We start from the raw sequence: 18,763 nt of genomic DNA on the forward strand, positions 1-18,763 counted from the left end.
GGATGTCTGCCCCTACCGGCTACCGTTGCCTTCCATCGATGCCAGTTCTGCCATTGCTCTGGCGCTATCTTCCAGGTTGTCGATTCGCTCCTCGAGGGTTGCAAAGACTTCGTCATATTTGTCGGCCCATGCGACGCCGGCGGCAGTTTTGGTCATGCGGACCGAGCCAAGAGATACGTCTGAAGATCCTTTCGCGGGCATAGGTGACCGTTTAATGGAGTTACTAGAGCCTGTTGACCGACAAGCCTGGGTTAAGCGGGCAATATCCTGCTTCAGGAGATTCTGTTTTGATTGGAGTTGTTCTACCTTGGCTATGCCCTCCTTAAGGGACTGAATGAGTTTCTGTTTCTTGGCTTGTAAATCTCCAATCGAGGCTTTCAGACTTTGCTCTTCTGCGCGTAACTGAGGAAGTCGTTCTTCTTGAGATTGGATCTGGATCTCTGTTTCAAAATGAAGCTGAGGAGTTTGAGCTTGCGAACGAGCCTCATCATAAGGTTGGGCAGCAGCCACCCCCTTCTGCTGGACTTTTGCCCAATCTTCAAGGGCAGCACGCAGGTTGGCCAGTTCGCTTTGCAGTTGCTGTAGGTCTGAAGGAGTGATTTCGTTTTGCTTCTGTCGATTTTCGAGGTGCTGCAGAAGCTGGATTTTGGCTTTGGCCTCGCTTCCAGATAGAGCAGAAGCCACATAGCCCGTCATCCCCGTGGCCAAACCTGCTGCTCCTGCCTGCCACAGGGATCCTCCCGCCCCAAGGCCGCCAATAGCCACCGTAACTCCAGCCAACGCGGGAAAGGCAGTTATCCAAAGCTGGCGGCAGGAGAAAGGCAACATCATCGACCCCAGGGTGGAAGAGGAGATTGTCTTGAAGATTGTTTTGACCATAGGTAATGTTTGGGTAGGTTTTCTCTCACTCACAACTCCTCTTTTTTTAAGGAGAAAGGGGAGCTAGAACCAACACAAAGAACAAAGAACGCCTTAGAGACAATTTTACTGCACTATTTCACTGCACTTCATCACTGCACTTCAAGATGACTCTGGTGTACTGCTGAGGTTACAGTTCTTTACGCCATCCCTCCAGTATGGCCACAACTACAAGTCAATCGCCACTCTAAACCTGCAAGAGCCACTTCAGCTAGAAATTGCAGGAGCCCCGCACTGTACCCGTAGGGTCGGTGTCGGGAGGAATGCTATAATAATACTGCGGACACCAGAAACGGTTGTTTAAGGCACTGGTAACGGTCGATTGGGGGTGCTGTAAACCACCCCAGAGGCTCGTGGTTGGCTTGCTAACTGCAGGGCTACTAAAAGCCCGCTCCGTACCGCCTAGCGGTTGATGTCGGGTAGTTTACGCTCATCCTGACCGGCTTTCTTGGCAGCGACGCCCAAGGACATCTGCTTTGACATGCTCGATAGGACTCCGTCCCGCTGACGCGAAAGGACCCCGTCTCGCTGCCGCAGTGGATCCCAGGGCTTGGAGCCTTGAGGAGAAAGTGGGGCAACTGTTTCTGGTTTATTTTGAGGGAGCTGAGTTTTCCTCCGCTCTCGAGGAGATGATCCGGGACTACCACGTGGGCGGGCTGATCTTCTATTCGATTGCCGGCAACATTCAAACGTTGCCTCAGGTGGCCCAGCTCATTGCCGCGGCTCAGGCACAAGCCCTTGTCCCCCTGTGGATAGCCATTGATCAAGAGGGGGGGCCGGTGGTGCGCCTTACCGAGGGGGTGACGGTGTTCCCCAGCGCCATGGCAGTGGCAGCAGCGGGATCCCTGGCAAAGGCGGAAGCTATGGCCCGTGCGGTGGGAACGGAGCTGAAAAGTTTGGGGTTTAACCTCAACTTCGCCCCTGTTGTGGACGTGAACAGCAACCCCCACAACCCCATCATCGGCATCCGAGCCTTTGGGTCAGACCCGAAACAGGTGACAGATTACGGCCTCGCTCTGTGGCGCGGCTATCGGCAAGCCGGGATCCTCTGCACGCCCAAACATTTTCCCGGTCATGGGGACACCGATATCGATTCCCACCTGGGGTTGCCGCGGGTGGATCGTCCCCTGGAGGCGCTACAAACCACGGAATTGCGCCCGTTTCAGGCTTTGATCCAGGCAGGGGCAGAGGCGGTGATGACGGCGCATGTAGTGATGCCGGCTCTGGGATCCGTGCGACCGGCAACGCTGGCCCCTGAGGTGGTGTCGGGCTGGCTGCGGCAGAGGCTGGGTTTCCAGGGTCTCGTCCTGACAGATTCCCTGACCATGGGGGCCATTGCCCGCACCTACGGCATTCCCGAAGCGGCAGAACTGGCCTTTAGGGCAGGGGCCGATGTGCTGGTGTTTGGGGCAGATCCCGGCTTTAGCCCGGCCATCCAAAAAGAAGCCTATGCCCATCTGCTGCGGGAGTTCCGTGCCGGTCGTTTGTCGGTTGAGCAGTTGGATCGGTCAGTGGAGCGAATTTTGACCTTGAAGCGGCGCTACGGATTGGGATCCCCCTGCCCCCCTTTCCCCCCTGCCGGCTTGGAAAACCACCGGGCACTGGCCCGCCAAATCGCCCAAGACAGCATCACCCTAGTACGGGGATCCCTGCCTCCCTTGGCCCCTGACCCGCTGCTTATCACCCCTGTACCTTTGTTGGGGGAGCTGCTGCAAAAAGCCTGTCCCGCTGCCCAAGTGTTCTCCATCCCTCTGGATCCCACCCCCGAACAGCAGCGGATTGCCCAAGAAGGGGCTCAAAGGGCTGCGCAGGTGCTGGTGGGATCCCTGGAGACGTGGCGGCATCCGGCGCAGAGGTTGCTGCTGGGATCCCTTCCGCCGGAAAAGGTGATTGGGTTGGCTTTGGGATCCCCCTACGACGCCTTTGCCCTGCCCCAGATCCCGGTCTATTTGGCCTGCTACGGCACTACCCCCGTCTCTCTACAGGCGTTGCTGCAGGTGTTGTTGGGACAGATCCCGGCCCAGGGTCGCTTGCCGGTTGGATCCCACTTGGAGGGATCCTGGTCGCGTTAGCGGAGCTGATACATTTACGCTGAACACTGCTGAACATCACTGTTCAACTATGCAGCGATAGCATTCTGTTTGTTTCCAACCAGAATGGCGGTATCCCGCAAAGCTTTGAGTAGAATACCCAAAGCGCAGTTTCCGTGTCGTCTTACTACCAATTTTCTGCTTTGCTTTGGCTACCATGTTGGCAGACTCGAAAGTAAACAGAAAGATCAACTGGTAGTAATCCGTACTGAACATATTATACATTATTTTCAGTATAGTTGAGCTTATTATTGACTAGAGTCATGCTCCATAGCAGATCCCCTAGCTGCTGAGGTTGCTGAAATTGCACCGCGTCAGGGTCGGCACCGTTCGCCTCACCAAGCCCGTCAGCACGTTGCCGGGGCCGATTTCCCACACCTCTTGGATGCCGTCGGCGGCCATCTGCAACACGGTTTCTCGCCAGCGGACAGGGGCAGTCATCTGGGCCAGCAGCGCCTGCTTAAGGGCTTGCGGATCCCGGCTGGCGGTGGCAGTGCAGTTGCTGTAGACGGGCACTCGCGGCGGCTGAAAGTCAACAGCACGCAAGGTGTGGGCAAACTCCTCGGCAGCAGCCTGCATAAAGGGCGAGTGAAAGGCGCCGCTCACCTTGAGGGGAACGGTGCGCTTGGCCTGCAACTGCTCGCAGACGGCCCGCACCCCCTCCACTGAGCCGCTGATCACCACCTGATCCGGGCTGTTGTCGTTGGCAAGGGTGACGTCGGGGATCATCTGGCACAGGTGCTCCAGCTTGTCGCGGTCAAACCCCATCACTGCCGCCATGCTGCCCGGGGGATCCCCTGCGGCTTCCATCAGTTGGCCCCGCAGCGCCACCAGCCGTAGGCCGGTTTCGAAATCAAACACGCCGGCAGCGTAGAGGGCGCTGTATTCGCCCAGACTGTGGCCGGCAGTGCAGGCAGGAGCCTGTCCCTGGGCGTAGAGATAGTCCGTCAACAGGGCCGATACGGTGAACAAAGCCGGTTGTGTGTAGCCGGTCTGGTGGATCTGGTCTTCCGACAGAGCTAAGGGATCCCATCCCAACATCTCACGGGCCAAAGCCAACTTCTGGCCTGCTCCCTGCCAGTTCCGCAAGTCCCTTCCCATGCCCACCGCTTGGGATCCCTGGCCGGGATAGATCCAGGCAACGGTCATCAATTCATTTCCCCCAACGAAACACAATCGCCCCCCAGGTAAGGCCGGCGCCAAAGCCCGCCATCACCCCCAGATCGCCGGCGCCAAAGCGTCCCTGCTCGATCCAAGTGGCCAAGGCAATCGGCACCGAAGCGCCCGAGGTGTTGCCGTAATGCTCTAAGACGCTGGCCACCCGCTGCGGATCCAGCTGCAGGCGCTTGGCTACCGCATCGAGAATGCGCTGGTTGGCCTGATGAATAAAATATCCCTGCACCGCCTCCGCCGGGATCCCGGCCCGAAAGAGAGCCTTCTCGATGATCTCCGGCACCGCCTGGACGGCAAACTTGTACACCTCGCGGCCATTCATGGTGATGGGGCAGCAGCGATACTGCCCCACCTGCAGGGATCCCACCAGGGGCTTGGCCTCTGTAGCCATGGACAAGCTGAGTAGCTCGCTGCCACTGCCATCGCTGCGCAGCTCAATGCTGAGGATCCCGCCGGTTTCCCCCGCCTCTAGAACCACCGCCCCGGCCCCATCTCCAAACAAGACACAGGTGGTGCGATCTGCCCAGTCCACCGTACGGGAGAGCACATCCGCCGCCACCACCAAGGCCCGCCGATACAGCCCGGTTTGCAAAAACTGCGCTGCCGTGGCCACTGCAAAGACAAAGCCCGTGCAGGCTGCCGTCAGATCAAAAGCCACCGCCCGCGTTGCTCCCAGAGCTGCCTGCACCTGAGGGGCCGAGCCAAACCGATCGACACCGGTGGAAGTGGCCAGCAGGATCAAATCCAGGTCTTGAGGCAAGATCCCGGCCTGAGCCAAAGCGGCCTTGGCTGCCTGGACCGCCAAATCCACCAAGCTCAGCTCAGGGGGCAGAATGCGCCGCTGACGAATGCCGGTGCGGGGCCAGATCCATTCGTCGGAAGTTTCGACGATCTGGCCGAGATCGTCGTTGCTCAGGCAGGGATCCGGCAGGGCAGCCCCTGCCCCCACCAGCCGCACGGTCGGGAGGCTATGGCTGGGCATCTTCCACGGGTTCGGGACAGCGGGAGGAAGTCCTTTCCAGGGATCCCAACGGCAACACTTCCGGGCCAGAGCCAGAGTAGACCTGAAGGGGCCGGGTGCGCCGCCTGGGGTTGGATTCAGGTTCGCGAGGGTCAACCATTTCCGCCTGCAGCCGCTGTAGGATTTTCTGTTCTGCCGCCTCTTTGGCCAGGCGAATGGCGTGGTAGACCATCGGCGCCTTGGAGCTGCCGTGGGTAATCACGCAGATGCCGTTGACGCCGAGCAGCAAAGCACCGCCATACTCCACGTAGTCCATGCGCCGCTTTACCTGCTTGAGGTTGGGCCGGAGCAGCCAGCAGCCCAACTTGCCGCGCCAGCCGCGGGGCAGCTCCTCCCGCAGCACCTGGGTGATCACCTGGCCAACACTTTCGGCAAACTTGAGGAGGGCATTGCCCACAAAGCCGTCACACACCACCACATCAAACTCCCCGGTCAGCACATCCCGCCCCTCGGCATTGCCGGCGAAATGGATCCCTGGCAACTGGGCCAGACGCTGGTGGGTGGCCAGAGCCAAATCATTGCCCTTGTTGGGCTCCTCGCCGATGTTGAGCAGGCCCACCCGCGGCTTCTCGATCCCCAGCACGCACTGGCAGTAGAGGGATCCCATGCGGGCAAACTGCTCCAAAAAGCGGGGCCGGCAATCCACATTGGCCCCCACATCCAGCAGCAGCACCGGCTTGCCTTTCAAAGTGGGCAAAAGAGCGCCAATGGCCGGGCGATCGATCCCTGCCAGCCGGCCCAAATTCAGGTAGGCCGCAGCCATCGCTGCTCCGGTATTCCCGGCGGCCACCACGGCATCCGCTTGGTTGGAGCGCACCTGTTGCATCGAGATGTTGATGGAGGCTTTGGGCTTTTTGCGCACCATCAGCGGCTCTTCCGCCATGCCCACATCCTCTTCGGCAGGCACGATGGTGATCCCAGCAGGCAAGGGTTGGGGCAGAAAGGGCTTGAGGGAATCTGGACGACCGACTAGTGCAATCCCGACCCGGAGCTGCCGATGGGCCAGCAGGGCGCCCTTGATGATCTCTTCGGGAGCGTAGTCACCCCCCATCGCATCGACCGCAATTCGCACAAGCTGACCTCACACTGGAATATCCTTGGCAACTGCAAGCAGGAAGCGGGGCAAAACGCACTAACCTCTGCAGTCCCCTCGCCCGAGAATTGGGAGCCCCAGTGGCTGCAGGGTGCTAGCGAATTTTACCAGATTTGTTTTCCTCAATTAAGGCCGCAGTTCCCCTTGCGCCGGTTCTCCCCACCCCCCACAGGAAACGTGAACTCCCTCACGCCTGCGCGAGGGTAGCCAAGAGAGAGTGTACCTGCTGGACGTGGTCGCGTGCGGTGGAGTTTCTGGCTTGGTGTTGGCTCAGCTCCGTCTCCAACTGCGCCAATTCTCCTGCCAACGCTGCCCACCGATCCCGCTCTGGGTAGAGGGTGGCCTGCAGGTGATTGAGGCGACCCCAGGTTTCTGCCATGGCCTGGGCGCGCGCCCGCAGGGATCCCTCCTCTTGCTCCAGGTGTTGCCACTGCTGCTCCAATTCCTGCCGTTGGCGGGCGAGCTGCTCCTGCTGAGAAGGCAAGGACGATTCCAGTTGTTGAATGAGGGTTTGCAGACGACCTTTTTCTTGGAGAAGATCCTGCTTCTGGCTGCCGATCTGTTCCAGGAGCGGCCCAATATCGACCTGAACCGGGGCAGCAGCTTGATTTTGCAGCTGTCTAAGGCGGGCTTCCTGGCGGGTCAACTCTTCATACTCTCGCTGCAGGTTTTTTTCCTGAGGCAGCAGGGCTTCTTCCAAAGCACTGCAGGCAGACTGGGCATAGTCGATATCCATCTCGATGTCAAACCGCTCCTCTGGAGAGGCGCTGGCCAGCCGCTCTTGCAGCTCCCGCAGGGTTTGCCGGTTTTGCTCCAGTTCGGCCCGCTGCTGGCTGACCTGGGCCGCCCGCTGCTCGTAATCTCGGCGCAGTTGGCTGACCAAAGCCGCCAGCTCCTCGACCGAGATCGCCGGCTCCCCAGCCCTGCCGTTGCTGCTGCCATCGACGATAAAGTCGTACTCCTGCACCAGACGAGAGGCTTTCTGGTATAGGCTCTCTTGAGATTGCAGCTGCTGGAGAATCCTCTGCAGGTGCTCTTGATGGGCTCGCAGGGATCCCTGTCGAGTTTGCCACTCTGCTTGGCTTTGCTCCAGGGATTGTCGGGATCCCCACCAAGCGGTGTGGCGTTCTTGCCAAGCGCGGTAGTCCCGATCCAGCTCGTCTTGCCGGATCTGGGCCTGCTGACGTTCTGCTTCCAGTTGGGCAATCTGTTGATTCAAGTGCTCCTGCTGCTGCTGAATGTGGCTTTTCAAGCTTTGCAGAAGCGCCAAGGGATCCCCAGCCGGATGCAGACTCTCCTGGAGCTGTTGCATCAAAGCCTGTAGCTGCGCTGCTTCTGCCTCCCCCAAGCGGCTGGAGCGAGCTTCTTGCAACTGGGCTTCCAACTCTTGCCGCTGCCGATTCAGAGCTTCCCGCTGCTCTCCGATCAGGCGCTGTTGTTCAGCTAAGTAAGCTTGCTGGGCTGCCAGTTCCTCTTTGAGGCTGTCCAGAAGTTTGCGATCTTCCTCCACACTCTTGTATTGCTCATACAGCCGCTGCACCTCTTCTTCTTGGGCTGCCAGATCCATCTCGCGGCGTTTAAGCTCATGGGCCTGAAAGGTGAGGGACTGTTTCCAAACCTCGATCTCCTCCTCCTGGCTGCGGGCTCTGAGCTGAAGTTGGCTGAAGTTTTGCAGATAGGTCACCAGTTGGCGAGCGGCTTCGCTGATGCGGGCGACCTGACGGTTGCCGGAGATTTCCGCCAGCACCAATGACCCATCCTTGAAGCGCCCAGCCTCCTGGGCGATGCGGCCTTCCAAAGTAATGGATTCTTCGTTCACGGCCACCCAGGTATTGTCCTGCTGCTGCTTGGCCAGCAATTGCAGAGACGACTTGGCAAATCCAATCGGCTTGGATAGCTCTGCTAGGTACAGCACGCCTGAACTCCTCTAAAACAGCATGGACAGCACCAGCCTTGACCCCACCGAGCCATTGCCCCTGGCCGGGGAAAAATGGACGGCCGCCAGAACATGGCTCGCCGAGGCGCATAAAGACTACACCACCTTTCTAGACTCAACCATAGGGTAAAAAAAACGCCTTCGCCAGATGAGTTTTGGGGATGTCCGGGGTAGCTATTCAAACCGGTGGCGGAGCACTAAGGTAGTCTAGGGTGTGGTGTAGGGTTCCGCTCAGGGTTTGTATGGAGCTGCAAGGTGAGCCGCTTTCTATTCGTCGGCGTTCTCCTGCCCCGCCGGTGGTCGTAGCCTCTCAGGTGTACCAGACAACAGCGCCGGAAGCCAAACCGCGCCACATTTTGGAAGCGATCGTCTGGCATAAAGAGCAGGAGGTGGAGCGCCAACGGGAGCAGCTTCCCCTCAAGGAATTGCAACGGCAACTGGATCAAGCCCCGCCGGTGCGGGATTTTGTGGCGGCCCTCACCCAGTCGCCTCACCCTATCTCTGTGATTGCCGAGGTCAAAAAAGCCTCTCCCAGCCGCGGCGTTCTCCGGGATCCCTTTGACCCGGTGGCCATTGCCCAGAGCTATGAGGCCGGTGGGGCCAGTTGCCTCTCGGTGCTCACAGATGAGCGGTTCTTTCAGGGCAGCGGCGAGTATCTGCGCCGGATCCGTCAGGCAGTAGGGATCCCCATCCTCTGCAAGGAGTTCATCCTCTACCCCTACCAAATCCTCTGGGCCCGCAGCCTGGGGGCAGATGCGGTGCTCTTGATTGCCGCCATTCTCTCCGATGCGGATTTGGGCTACTTTCTCAAGCTGATTCGGCAATTGGGCATGGCGGCTCTGCTGGAGGTGCACACCTCCCAAGAGTTGCAGCGGGTGTTGCGTTTGCCCCAACTGCAAGACTCCAGGGGGCAGGTGCTCATTGGCATCAACAATCGCGATCTGAGAACCTTTGCGGTGGACTTAAACACAACGCGCAACCTGTTGGCCGCCCACTCGGAGCTCCTTGGCGATCTGCCTGTGGTCAGCGAGTCCGGCATCCATACCCCCGCCGATCTGCAGCAGTTGCGGGCCTGGGGGGTGCGCTCTGTGCTCGTGGGGGAAGCGCTGGTGACCCAGCCGGATCCCGGCCAAGCTGTGCGCCACCTGTTGTCATCTCAGTGAATGAAAACCATTTATCAATGGATCTCTGCGAGAACAATTGATCTCTAAGGATTGCTTGGATCGATGAAACGTATTCCTGTGCCGGCTCATATCCACTACGAATTTCTGCTGCGGGTGTTGGAGCGGCAAACCTTTCCGGCAGTAGAGGAACAGGATTTTGGCAACCGAGGCCGCACGCAAGAGCTGATCAACTCCCTGCGCAAAGCCCTCACCCAACAGGTGCAACTGGAGGAAGAGTGGCGACAGCGGGGCTATCAGGTGGACTACCGCTGGAATATGGACGAGCCTCAGCCTCCCTCTTGACCTTCCAGCCCACTGTAAGGTTTAGCATCCTTTCAGTGGCATTGGGGGGGGTTTCCAAGATGCAGGTTGTTTTGACGGTGCCCAAGCTGGCCTGTGGGGCTTGCGTGGACACCATTGCGCAAGCGGTGCGGCAACTGGATCCCCAGGCCCAGGTGGAAGGGGATCCCAAAACCAAACAGGTGCGGATTACTTCTGAGCGGCCTGTGGGCGATTTGCGGCAGGCCCTCACCCAGGTGGGATATCCCCCGGCCTAGTCAATTTTGGGCCGGGAACGGTCGGGTGTCTGTTTTGAATTTCTGTACAGATGGCTGCCTTCGCCCTGCCCAGGGTGGAGAGTAGCTGTCGTTTCATCAACAAGGTGTTGCCATGTCTGCCCATAAAGGGTCATCGGCTGCACTATCGGCCTCTGCGCCTTCTCCTGAGGGCACTTGGCAGTTGGCCTTACAAGGGATGAGCTGTGCCTCCTGCGCCCGCAGCATCGAACAGGCCCTCGCTCAGGTGCAGGGGGTGTCCCACGGATCAGTGAATTTTGCCAGTGAGCAGGCCACCGTCAAAGGGGATCCCAGGCTGGTGGATCCGCAGGCGCTGATTCGGGCGGTGGAGCGGGCGGGGTATCGGGCGCGCCTTATCCAGGAGGATTGGCAGCTGGACGATCTGTCGGATCCAGAGCGGATCGCCCAACGGGCCGCAGAACGGGAACTGAAGCTCAAGGTGGCGATAGGGGTGGGCATCAGCACGGTGCTGGTGATCGGATCCCTGCCGATGATGCTGGGGATGGACATCCCGGGCTTTCCCATGTGGCTGCACAATCCTGGGTTGCAGTTGCTGCTGACGGCTCCGGTGCAGTTTTGGGTGGGCAAGCATTTTTATCGAGGCGCTTGGGCCGCTTGGCAACGGCGCTCGGCGGATATGAACACGCTGGTGGCCTTAGGGACGAGCGCGGCTTTTTTCTATTCTGTTTTCCCAACGGTTTTCCCCGACTATTTTCACCGGCAAGGACTGCACCCGGATGTCTATTATGAGGTGTCGGCGGTGGTCACCACCCTGATTCTGGTGGGCAAGTGGATGGAGCAACGGGCTAAGGGGCAAACCTCCGAAGCCATTCGCAAGCTGATCGGGCTGCAACCGAAAACGGCAAGGGTAATTCGCCATGGGGTGGAGCAGGATATTCCGATTCGGGAAGTGCAGGTGGGGGATCGGATCCGAGTGCGCCCCGGAGAGAAGGTGCCGGTGGATGGGGTAATCCTAGAGGGATCCTCCACCCTCGACGAGTCCATGGTGACCGGCGAGAGCCTGCCTGTACTCAAGTCGGCGGGGGATGAGGTGATTGGGGCAACGCTGAATCGGACGGGCAGCTTTGTGATGGAGGCGCGGCGGGTGGGCAAAGACACGGTTCTGGCCCAGATCGTGCGCCTGGTGCAGGAAGCCCAGGGATCCAAAGCCCCAATTCAACAGGTGGCGGATCGGGTGACTGCCTGGTTTGTGCCGGCAGTGATCGGGGTGGCAGTTCTAACTTTCGTGCTCTGGTGGGTGTTGGCGGACAACCTGACGCTGGCCTTGGTGAACACGATTGGGGTGCTGATCATCGCCTGCCCTTGTGCGCTGGGGTTGGCAACCCCCACCTCGATCCTGGTGGCCACGGGACGAGGGGCAGAATTGGGGATCCTGGTGAAAAGTGGCGACAGCCTGGAATTGGCCCACCACTTGCGCACGGTGGTCTTGGACAAAACCGGCACCCTGACCGAAGGTCGCCCTACCGTCACCGATATTTGGGCCCACGGCTCCTCTCCCCTGGCGGTGTTGCGCCTGGCAGCGGCGGTGGAGCGGCACTCGGAACATCCTTTGGCCCAGGCGGTAGTGCAGAAAGCCGAAGCCGAAAAAATTGTGATCCCTCCTGCCCAGCATTTTCAGGCAAGGATAGGCAGTGGGGCAGAAGCCTGGGTGGAAGACCAGTGGATCTGCATCGGTCGGCTGAGCTGGCTACAGGAGATGGGGATCCCTTGGGATCCCTCTTGGTCAGAGCGGGTTCAGACCTGGGAAAGCCAGGGCAAAACGGTGATCGGCGTAGCCCAATCCCAGAGCCTGGTGGGGCTGTTGGCCATTGCCGATCCGCTCAAACCCACCTCTCCTGAGGCAGTGCAACAGCTGCAACAGATGGGTCTAGAGGTGATCCTGCTAACCGGGGATAACCCCACCACGGCCCAAGCGGTTGCTCGGCAAGCAGGCATTCAGCGGGTAATTGCCCAAGTCCGTCCGGATCAGAAGGCAGCTTACATACGCAGCCTAAGACAACCGCGACGGCGGGTGGCGATGGTGGGAGATGGCATTAACGATGCTCCGGCTCTGGCAGAAGCGGATGTGGGGATCGCCATCGGTACGGGTACGGATGTGGCGATGGCCGCCAGCGATATTACCCTCATGTCGGGAGATCTGCGCGGAGTCGCCACAGCCATTCAACTCAGCCGGGCCACCCTCAACAACATCCGCCAGAACCTCTTCTTCGCCTTTATCTACAATACGCTGGGGATCCCGATTGCCGCTGGGGCGCTCTATCCCTTTACAGGCTGGTTGCTCAACCCTATGCTGGCGGGGGCAGCCATGGCCCTGAGTTCCGTTTCGGTGGTCGCCAATGCCCTGCGCCTGCGACACTTTCAGCCCCCCAGACCAGCGGGCCGGCGTTAGGCCCTCTCCCAGGGGCAAGGGGGATTAGCGCGGCAACAGTTTTGCTGCCCTTTGAGCATGAGTCTGCCGTACCGCTCATGCCTCAGGGCTATCTTCTGGCAGACAAGGACATCCCCCCCAGGGGGCTTGGTGAACGACAAGCGGCAAGCTAACCTAAAAGGCTCAGGCAGACTGGGGAAAGCGCGGTGCAAGTCCGCCACTGTGACGCAACTGTGATGGGATCCCTCCCTCAGCCAGAACACCCACCTGCCGTTGTCCTGTACCCCTTGCGATTCACAAGGAACGGAGTTTTTTGTGTTGAATACCCTCAGTGTTTCCCCTCCGCTTGCGGTTGGGCAGTCTCCTGTTGTCCCCCTGCCCCTGTTGCTCATCGGCCACGGATCCCGCGACCCCCAAGGGCAGCAAGCCTTTCTGGAGCTAGCCCAGGCTTACCAAGCTCTCACCCCCCATCGACCGGTGATCCCCTGCTTTCTGGAGCTGACCCAGCCAACCATTGCCCAGGGGGTAGAGCAGTGCTTGGCCCAAGGGTGGCAAGAGATTGTGGTCCTGCCGCTGTTGCTGTTTGGGGCCCGCCACAACAAGTTCGATGTGACGATGGAATTGGATCTCCTGCAGACCCTCTATCCCCAGTTGCGCATTCATTACGGTGGGCCGTTGGGGATCCGCATCGAGATCCTGCAACTGCTGCGAGACCGATTGGCCGCTTTGATGGCCGCCCAACCGCAGCGGATCCCAGAAGCAGAAACCGTGCTCCTGTTTGTGGGTCGCGGCTCCAGCGATCCCGAGGCCAATGCCGAAGCCTGTAAACTGGCCCGGTTGCTTTGGGAAGGATCTGGGTTTGCCGCTGTGGAAACTTGCTTTATCGGCATTACCCATCCCCGCCTGCCCGTGGGATTGGAGCGGGCCTTGTCCTGGCATCCGCGCCGGGTGATCGTGCTGCCCTACTTCCTGTTTACCGGAGTGCTGGTGAAAAAAATTGAGGCGGCAGTGGAACAACAACGACAACGACAGCCGGAAATCGACTGGCTGATGCTGCCGGAATTGGGCCTTGTGGACACGGTGCTGCACAGCCTGCAGCAACTGGAGCAGGAAGCCCTGCAGGGCCAAACCCCGATGAACTGCCACCTGTGCAAGTTTCGCCTGGCCGTGAGCGCAGAGGTCAGAGCTGGATCCAGCCATCACCACCCTCACGAGCCTCATGACCACCATCACGGGCATGGATCCCATCACCACCCTCATTCTCACCATCACCCTCAGCACGGCCACACCCACGCAGCGGCTGGGGATCCCTGGGCCCAATTAGAGGGCTACCACCAACGGGCATGGCAGGTGCCCTAAGAGGGAAACAGAGGCTGCTGGCGGGATAAACTGAGTGCAGACAGGCAATTTTTGAACCTGGTTTTCCCGCTCTAGCGGTTGTGATGACGAAAAAACGATGATGCTCTCCCGCTCCTCTTGGGTTTCAGGTGCCGCTGCCGTGGGGAGCGGGATCTTTGTTTTCGCCCTGGTGGTGGGGCTGCTGGATCAGATCCTGCCCACCCTGCCCAAGGTTTCCCTCTCCCTGGCCGGGATCCCTGGGATCCTGGCTGCCGCTGGGGCCTCCTATGGGGCCTGGCGGGTGGTTCAGATGGGTCTGCAATCGGCTTCCTGGAGCGACTTTCGAGAATCGCTGGTGGCGACCCTATCTCCCTTTGATCCTGCCGACCACGGCGGCGAGCCACGACAACCTAAGGGGGATCCTCGCCCTTGGCAGGTGGCTCAGGAGATCCGGCAAACCCAGCTCCGCCATCAAAAGATCCTTGACCGCATCAAGCAGCGGGTGAAAGCCGAAATCCAGACCTGTGAACGCGCCCAAGCCCAACTGCGCAGCGAGCAGCAACGGTCTCGAGTCCTGCAGGCCCAAGCCCAACAGTTACAACAGCATCTGCAAAACCTACAAACATCTTCCCCTTCTCCAAGCTCCGAGTCGACCAAACCCACGCCAGAGCAAGCGCTGCGCCAAAAGCTCCGCCAACTTCAATCCCAGGTCACCACCCTGAAAATAGAATTGGAACGCCAAAGGACCCAACTGCAACACGCAGAAGCAGAGCGGGCTCAACTCCAGCAGCAGCAGCAAAAACTCAAGCGCATCCTGCAGCGCAAAAAATTGGAAAATCGAGAGTTGCGCTCCCAACAGGCAGAATGGGCCCGGCAACTGGAGCAAACTCAACAGGAGCTGCAAACTTTGCGAGAGTCCTACCGCGCCTTGCAAGTTCTCCAGGAAATAGGCTTCACCCTAACCCAAAACCCATCTCACGAAAGGGCGGAAACGGAGTCCTCTGGATCCTCCGACTAGCCGACCCGCTTTAGAACAAATACACTCCCCTCGCTGCCCCGACCCAGCCGCAAGTCTTCATCTAAATAGGTGATATCCAGCCAACCCGTTGGCTCGCGGCGGCGAATATCGATTTGAATAGCCGGGATCCGCTCCGGAGCCTGCTCGAGCAAATCGAGAAAACTCTCGATCTCGTAGCTCATCAAAGCTTGGGATCCGAACACCAATCGCTCGAAAATCACCCTCACCCGACGCTCCGATTCGGGGTAAAAGCGTGCCGATACCGCCAAGATTCCCCGTGGCACCCAAGCCCCCAGCCAGCCGGATCCCTGGATCTCCGCCACGTTGAAGACCCGTCCAGCCTTGGCCCGAATACACTGGTAGATCTCGCCGGTGGTCAAAAAAGGCAACTGTGCCAGCCGCAGCAGAGCTGTGCTCGTGGTAAATAGGGTGAGCCAGTTCCCCTCCAACCCTTCAGGAGCCGATGTTGGCTTGGGGGTGGGGTTGAGCGCTTCTAGGACGGCAATTTGAGACAAAATCTGGGCTTTTTGGTCAGGGGAAACTTTCCGGCCCCGGTCGGTCGCCTCCAGTAGGTGCAGCAGAGCCGATTTTTGCTGAGCCAGGGCCTCAGACATGGGCACACTCCGAAGGCACTGACCCTATTTTAGAGAACGCGGGATCCCTCTGCCCTTAACCGTCTTCTCCCACCAGTTTCAGGTTCAGATCTGCCACCTGCTCATACCCCAGCCCGGCCCGCACCACCAGCGGCTCGGATCCCGTCAAGTCAATTACCGTAGAGACCTTGGCCCGACGGGGGGCATCGTCATCCAGCACCAGATCCACCTGTTTTTCCAACTGCCGCATCTCTTCAGCCGCAAAGATCCCACCCTCATCCCAGGGGTCGCTCTCCCACTCCCAGGCTTGCCCAGAACTTAAGTCCAGGGATCCGACGGGATCCCCCCCCAGCTTGGCAGAGGTGGAGACAATTGGATTGCCCAACTCTTCCAGCAAAGCCTGACAAATGGCCGAGTCGGGCACGCGGATGCCGGTGGTTTTCCGTTTGGGCTCCATCACCAACTTGGGCACCAGCTTGGTGGCCGGCAACAGAAACGTAAACGGGCCCGGGATCAGCCGCCGCATCAGCCGATAGGCCGAATCGGTTACCTGGGCATAGTGGGCAATGCGTGAGAGAGAAGGGCACAAAAAGGTAAGAGGCTTGTCGTTGGAGAGCTGCTTGATACGGCGTACCCGCTCCACTGCTTGTTTGTGGGTCGCGTCGCAGCCAATGGCGTAAACCGTATCGGTGGGGTAAAGCATCACCGCCCCCTCCCGCAAAGCCGCCGCAATCCGCCGGATGGAACGGGCCTGGGGCTGTTGCGGATGCAGCTTAAAGTACTCGGCCATCGGGCAGATGGGAAGAGGTCAAGACTGGGAGCAGCTACCCCCCAGGGGGTTTTCCACAAGAGGGCGGGGGGTCGGTGGCACCGACGCGGGCGGGGATCCCTGAGATTCGGGCCAGTCCTTCAGTTGTTGCATCAGGGCTTGGATGTGCAGACGGGGCAGATAGGGCCAGTCGCCGGCTTCTTCCAAATCCTGAAGCACCCGATACAGAGCTTGACGGGTGTTGGGCAAAGACTCCCGAAAGGCACCTTCCAGGATCGCGCGGTGCAACTCCTCCAGCAGCCGCAGGAGCATCAGCAGCTCCACACACGCTCCCGCCCTCGCCTGGGCCGCCTGTTCAACAGCCAACATGATCTGACGCAAATCCGGTGGCAGATCCTCCGCCGAGATATACATAGCCACTCGTCTCTGGGTTCTGGGAAGGCAGGGGCTTTCCCATTCTAAGATTCTTCTGCCCTAGGACTGGATGGATTTTGCCCCCACAAGATCCAACTGCGCAGGCTGTTGGGATCCCCGACCCAGGCACTGCCACACCCGCTGCAAGAGGGGATCCAGCCCCTGCTTGGCAATCGCAGAAATGGTCACCACCGAAGTGCCGGCAGCAGCAGACAGCCTCTGGGCGCGCTCGGCAACCTGCTGGGGATCCAGAACATCGATCTTGTTCAAAACCAGGATTTGTGGCTTATCGATTAACCCGTGGCCGTAGGCGCGCAGCTCCTGCTGAATAACCTGGTAATCCTTGACGGGATCCGCCGCCGTGCCATCCACCAAATGAATCAGTACCCTGGTACGCTCCACATGGCGCAAAAACTCATGGCCCAGCCCCACCCCCAAGTGCGCCCCCTCGATCAGCCCCGGAATATCGGCAAACACCACCCCATCTCCCGATGGATGGGGCACCACCCCCAAATTGGGCTGCAACGTGGTGAAGGGGTAGTCAGCAATCTTGGGCCGGGCAGAGGAGACCACCGAAATCAGAGTGGACTTGCCCGCATTGGGCAGGCCGACAATGCCCACCTCGGCAATCAACTTCAGCTCCAGGCGCAGGCGCACCCGTTCTCCCGCTTCGCCCTTGGTGAATTGGCGGGGGGCGCGATTGTGGTTGCTCAAAAAATGGGCATTGCCTAAGCCGCCTTTGCCCCCACGGGCTACCAGCAATTGATCCCCCTTGCCCACCAGATCGCCCAACAATTCCCCCGTCTCCGCATTGAACACCACAGTACCGCAGGGCACCCGCACCAGCCGATCCGCACCACTGGCCCCGCTGCGATGGTTGGGCCCCCCTTTGGCCCCGTGTTCCGCCTTGATCACCGGTTGAAAGCGAAAATCCAACAGAGTTTGCAGGCCAGGATCTGCCACCAGGATCACTGAGCCGCCCCGCCCTCCATTGCCGCCGGATGGCCCCCCAGCCGGCACATACTTCTCACGGCGGAAGGCAACGATGCCATCCCCGCCATTTCCCCCTTGCACTTCAATTTCGGCTTGGTCGATAAAGTGCAATCGTTCTTCTCCCAAATCTTCTATCTTCCAGCTTGGCAAGATGCCGGGAAACTTGCCACAAAAGACGCTCCTCTAAGCTACGATGGTATTTCCCAGCCACATCCTCCCCAGGTGGGAAAGTGGAAGTGGGATCCTGCCAAACTCGATTGGCCTTCTACCCTTTATCCCGCGCAACTGATCTGTTACTGCACCCCTATGAGTCGATTCACTGCTGCCGATGTAGGTTTTACCACTGAAGACTTTGCCGCCCTTCTGGATAAGTACGACTATCACTTCAGCCCTGGCGAAATTGTGGCGGGTACAGTATTCTCGGTGGAGCCACGCGGTGCTTTGATCGATATTGGGGCCAAAACGGCTGCCTTTCTGCCGCTCCAGGAGATGTCGATTAGCCGCCTGGAAGACCCGCACGAGATGCTGCAGCCGGGAGAAACCCGCGAGTTTTTTATCCTCACCGAAGAAAACGAAGAGGGACAGCTGACCCTCTCCATCCGCCGCATCGAGTACATGCGGGCCTGGGAACGGGTACGGCAGCTCCAGAAAGAAGATGCCACCGTTCGCTCAACCATTTTTGCCACCAACCGAGGTGGAGCCCTGGTGCGGATTGAGGGGCTGCGGGGCTTTATCCCCGGATCCCACATCAGCACCCGCAAGCCAAAAGAAGAGCTGGTGGGCGAAGAGCTGCCCCTGAAGTTTTTAGAGGTGGACGAAGACCGCAACCGCCTGGTGTTGAGCCATCGCCGCGCCTTGGTGGAGCGGAAGATGAACAAGCTGGAAGTGGGCGAGGTGGTGGTTGGCACGGTGCGGGGCATCAAGCCCTATGGTGCCTTTATCGATATTGGCGGCGTCTCCGGCCTGCTGCACATTTCCGAGATCTCCCACGATCATGTTGACACGCCCCACAGCGTCTTCAACGTCAACGACGAAGTGAAGGTGATGATCATCGATCTGGATGCGGAGCGGGGGCGGATCTCGCTGTCCACCAAGCAACTGGAGCCCAATCCCGGCGACATGATTCGGGATCCCAAACTGGTTTACGAGAAGGCTGAGGAAATGGCAGCCAAGTACCGTGAGCAACTGCTGGCCGCTAAGCAAGGACAAGCGGCAGAGGCTCCACCGGAAGTGGTGGAAGAGGAGCTGGAATACGCGGCGACGGCTGTGGAATGATCACA

The 18,763-nt window shown here is 59.5% G+C and carries 17 protein-coding genes, 1 pseudogene and 1 riboswitch; of the genes and pseudogenes, 8 read left to right on the plus strand and 10 right to left on the minus strand.

Features of this window, described 5'->3' with window-relative positions; genetic code table 11:
* Positions 1 to 12: 12 nt before the first annotated feature.
* The gene (locus CYB_RS11130; protein ID WP_238376776.1) at positions 13 to 912 is read right to left on the minus strand and encodes a hypothetical protein; all 900 of its coding nucleotides are present in this window, start codon (positions 910 to 912) and stop codon (positions 13 to 15) included.
* 575 nt (positions 913 to 1,487) lie between these two features.
* On the opposite strand from CYB_RS11130, the gene CYB_RS11135 reads away from it, so the two are divergent.
* A complete protein-coding gene (locus CYB_RS11135; protein ID WP_049749595.1) occupies positions 1,488 to 2,990 on the plus strand; it encodes a glycoside hydrolase family 3 protein in 1,503 nt (500 codons plus the stop codon).
* 47 nt (positions 2,991 to 3,037) lie between these two features.
* On the opposite strand, the pseudogene CYB_RS15715 reads toward CYB_RS11135, so the two are convergent.
* The 5 genes and pseudogenes from CYB_RS15715 to hmpF all read right to left on the minus strand — a co-directional run.
* Positions 3,038 to 3,221, minus strand: a pseudogene (locus tag CYB_RS15715) (hypothetical protein); the annotation flags it as partial.
* A gap of 69 nt (positions 3,222 to 3,290) precedes the next feature.
* Entirely contained in the window at positions 3,291 to 4,157 is an 867-nt protein-coding gene (fabD, locus tag CYB_RS11140) for an ACP S-malonyltransferase (RefSeq protein WP_011433907.1), read from the minus strand.
* Positions 4,158 to 4,161: 4 nt separating this feature from the next.
* Entirely contained in the window at positions 4,162 to 5,163 is a 1,002-nt protein-coding gene (locus CYB_RS11145; protein WP_011433908.1) for a beta-ketoacyl-ACP synthase III, read from the minus strand.
* Positions 5,150 to 6,253, minus strand: coding sequence for a phosphate acyltransferase PlsX (gene plsX, locus CYB_RS11150; protein ID WP_238376983.1), 1,104 nt, complete (start codon positions 6,251 to 6,253; stop codon positions 5,150 to 5,152). The genes CYB_RS11145 and plsX overlap by 14 nt, the downstream gene beginning before the upstream one ends.
* Before the next feature lie 229 nt (positions 6,254 to 6,482).
* Positions 6,483 to 8,210, minus strand: coding sequence for a pilus motility taxis protein HmpF (gene hmpF, locus CYB_RS11155; protein ID WP_011433910.1), 1,728 nt, complete (start codon positions 8,208 to 8,210; stop codon positions 6,483 to 6,485).
* A 263-nt stretch (positions 8,211 to 8,473) separates the two neighbouring features.
* Between hmpF and trpC the strand changes: the two genes are divergently transcribed.
* The 6 genes from trpC to CYB_RS11185 all read left to right on the plus strand — a co-directional run bounded on the left by trpC (position 8,474) and on the right by CYB_RS11185 (position 14,714).
* A complete protein-coding gene (gene trpC / locus CYB_RS11160; RefSeq protein WP_011433911.1) occupies positions 8,474 to 9,394 on the plus strand; it encodes an indole-3-glycerol phosphate synthase TrpC in 921 nt (306 codons plus the stop codon).
* Between the two features lie 63 nt (positions 9,395 to 9,457).
* The gene (locus tag CYB_RS11165; RefSeq protein WP_041436722.1) at positions 9,458 to 9,697 is read left to right on the plus strand and encodes a DUF5340 domain-containing protein; all 240 of its coding nucleotides are present in this window, start codon (positions 9,458 to 9,460) and stop codon (positions 9,695 to 9,697) included.
* A 59-nt stretch (positions 9,698 to 9,756) separates the two neighbouring features.
* Positions 9,757 to 9,951 (plus strand): heavy-metal-associated domain-containing protein, encoded by a 195-nt coding sequence (locus tag CYB_RS11170; protein ID WP_011433913.1) that lies wholly within the window; start codon positions 9,757 to 9,759, stop codon positions 9,949 to 9,951.
* A gap of 112 nt (positions 9,952 to 10,063) precedes the next feature.
* The gene (locus CYB_RS11175) at positions 10,064 to 12,379 is read left to right on the plus strand and encodes a heavy metal translocating P-type ATPase (protein WP_011433914.1); all 2,316 of its coding nucleotides are present in this window, start codon (positions 10,064 to 10,066) and stop codon (positions 12,377 to 12,379) included.
* 128 nt (positions 12,380 to 12,507) lie between these two features.
* Positions 12,508 to 12,644: riboswitch (cobalamin riboswitch) on the plus strand.
* Positions 12,645 to 12,676: 32 nt separating this feature from the next.
* Positions 12,677 to 13,717 carry a sirohydrochlorin chelatase gene (locus tag CYB_RS11180; protein WP_369791773.1) on the plus strand — a complete coding sequence of 347 codons (1,041 nt, stop codon included), beginning with the start codon at positions 12,677 to 12,679 and terminating at the stop codon, positions 13,715 to 13,717.
* Positions 13,718 to 13,814: 97 nt separating this feature from the next.
* Positions 13,815 to 14,714, plus strand: coding sequence for a hypothetical protein (locus CYB_RS11185; protein WP_238376777.1), 900 nt, complete (start codon positions 13,815 to 13,817; stop codon positions 14,712 to 14,714).
* Here the strand turns inward: CYB_RS11185 and CYB_RS11190 are convergent.
* Genes CYB_RS11190 through obgE form a run of 4 tightly spaced genes read right to left on the minus strand, consistent with a single transcriptional unit; the run spans position 14,711 to position 17,594 of the window.
* Positions 14,711 to 15,328, minus strand: coding sequence for a PAP/fibrillin family protein (locus tag CYB_RS11190; RefSeq protein WP_011433917.1), 618 nt, complete (start codon positions 15,326 to 15,328; stop codon positions 14,711 to 14,713). The genes CYB_RS11185 and CYB_RS11190 overlap by 4 nt on opposite strands.
* Before the next feature lie 55 nt (positions 15,329 to 15,383).
* On the minus strand, positions 15,384 to 16,097 hold the full coding sequence (locus CYB_RS11195) for an L-threonylcarbamoyladenylate synthase (protein WP_011433918.1): 714 nt from the start codon (positions 16,095 to 16,097) through the stop codon (positions 15,384 to 15,386).
* 18 nt (positions 16,098 to 16,115) lie between these two features.
* Entirely contained in the window at positions 16,116 to 16,490 is a 375-nt protein-coding gene (locus tag CYB_RS11200; RefSeq protein ID WP_238376778.1) for a hypothetical protein, read from the minus strand.
* A gap of 60 nt (positions 16,491 to 16,550) precedes the next feature.
* Positions 16,551 to 17,594 carry a GTPase ObgE gene (obgE, locus tag CYB_RS11205; RefSeq protein ID WP_011433920.1) on the minus strand — a complete coding sequence of 348 codons (1,044 nt, stop codon included), beginning with the start codon at positions 17,592 to 17,594 and terminating at the stop codon, positions 16,551 to 16,553.
* Positions 17,595 to 17,789: 195 nt separating this feature from the next.
* Here obgE and CYB_RS11210 point away from each other — a divergent pair, with 195 nt between their 5' ends.
* Positions 17,790 to 18,758 (plus strand): 30S ribosomal protein S1, encoded by a 969-nt coding sequence (locus CYB_RS11210; RefSeq protein WP_011433921.1) that lies wholly within the window; start codon positions 17,790 to 17,792, stop codon positions 18,756 to 18,758.
* Positions 18,759 to 18,763 lie beyond the last annotated feature (5 nt).

It is taken from the genome of Synechococcus sp. JA-2-3B'a(2-13) (genome assembly GCF_000013225.1).
Lineage (GTDB): Bacteria > Cyanobacteriota > Cyanobacteriia > Thermostichales > Thermostichaceae > Thermostichus.

Coding starts and splice junctions, on each gene's coding strand:
- trpC (WP_011433911.1), top strand. CDS start 8,474: ATGGAGCTGCAAGGTGAGCCGCTTTCTATTCGTCGGCGTTCTCCTGCC.
- CYB_RS11175 (WP_011433914.1), top strand. CDS start 10,064: ATGTCTGCCCATAAAGGGTCATCGGCTGCACTATCGGCCTCTGCGCCT.
- CYB_RS11190 (WP_011433917.1), bottom strand. CDS start 15,328: ATGTCTGAGGCCCTGGCTCAGCAAAAATCGGCTCTGCTGCACCTACTG.
- plsX (WP_238376983.1), bottom strand. CDS start 6,253: ATGGGGGGTGACTACGCTCCCGAAGAGATCATCAAGGGCGCCCTGCTG.
- CYB_RS11195 (WP_011433918.1), bottom strand. CDS start 16,097: ATGGCCGAGTACTTTAAGCTGCATCCGCAACAGCCCCAGGCCCGTTCC.
- CYB_RS11145 (WP_011433908.1), bottom strand. CDS start 5,163: ATGCCCAGCCATAGCCTCCCGACCGTGCGGCTGGTGGGGGCAGGGGCT.
- fabD (WP_011433907.1), bottom strand. CDS start 4,157: ATGACCGTTGCCTGGATCTATCCCGGCCAGGGATCCCAAGCGGTGGGC.
- CYB_RS11165 (WP_041436722.1), top strand. CDS start 9,458: ATGAAACGTATTCCTGTGCCGGCTCATATCCACTACGAATTTCTGCTG.
- CYB_RS11200 (WP_238376778.1), bottom strand. CDS start 16,490: ATGTATATCTCGGCGGAGGATCTGCCACCGGATTTGCGTCAGATCATG.
- CYB_RS11185 (WP_238376777.1), top strand. CDS start 13,815: ATGATGCTCTCCCGCTCCTCTTGGGTTTCAGGTGCCGCTGCCGTGGGG.
- CYB_RS11210 (WP_011433921.1), top strand. CDS start 17,790: ATGAGTCGATTCACTGCTGCCGATGTAGGTTTTACCACTGAAGACTTT.
- CYB_RS11170 (WP_011433913.1), top strand. CDS start 9,757: ATGCAGGTTGTTTTGACGGTGCCCAAGCTGGCCTGTGGGGCTTGCGTG.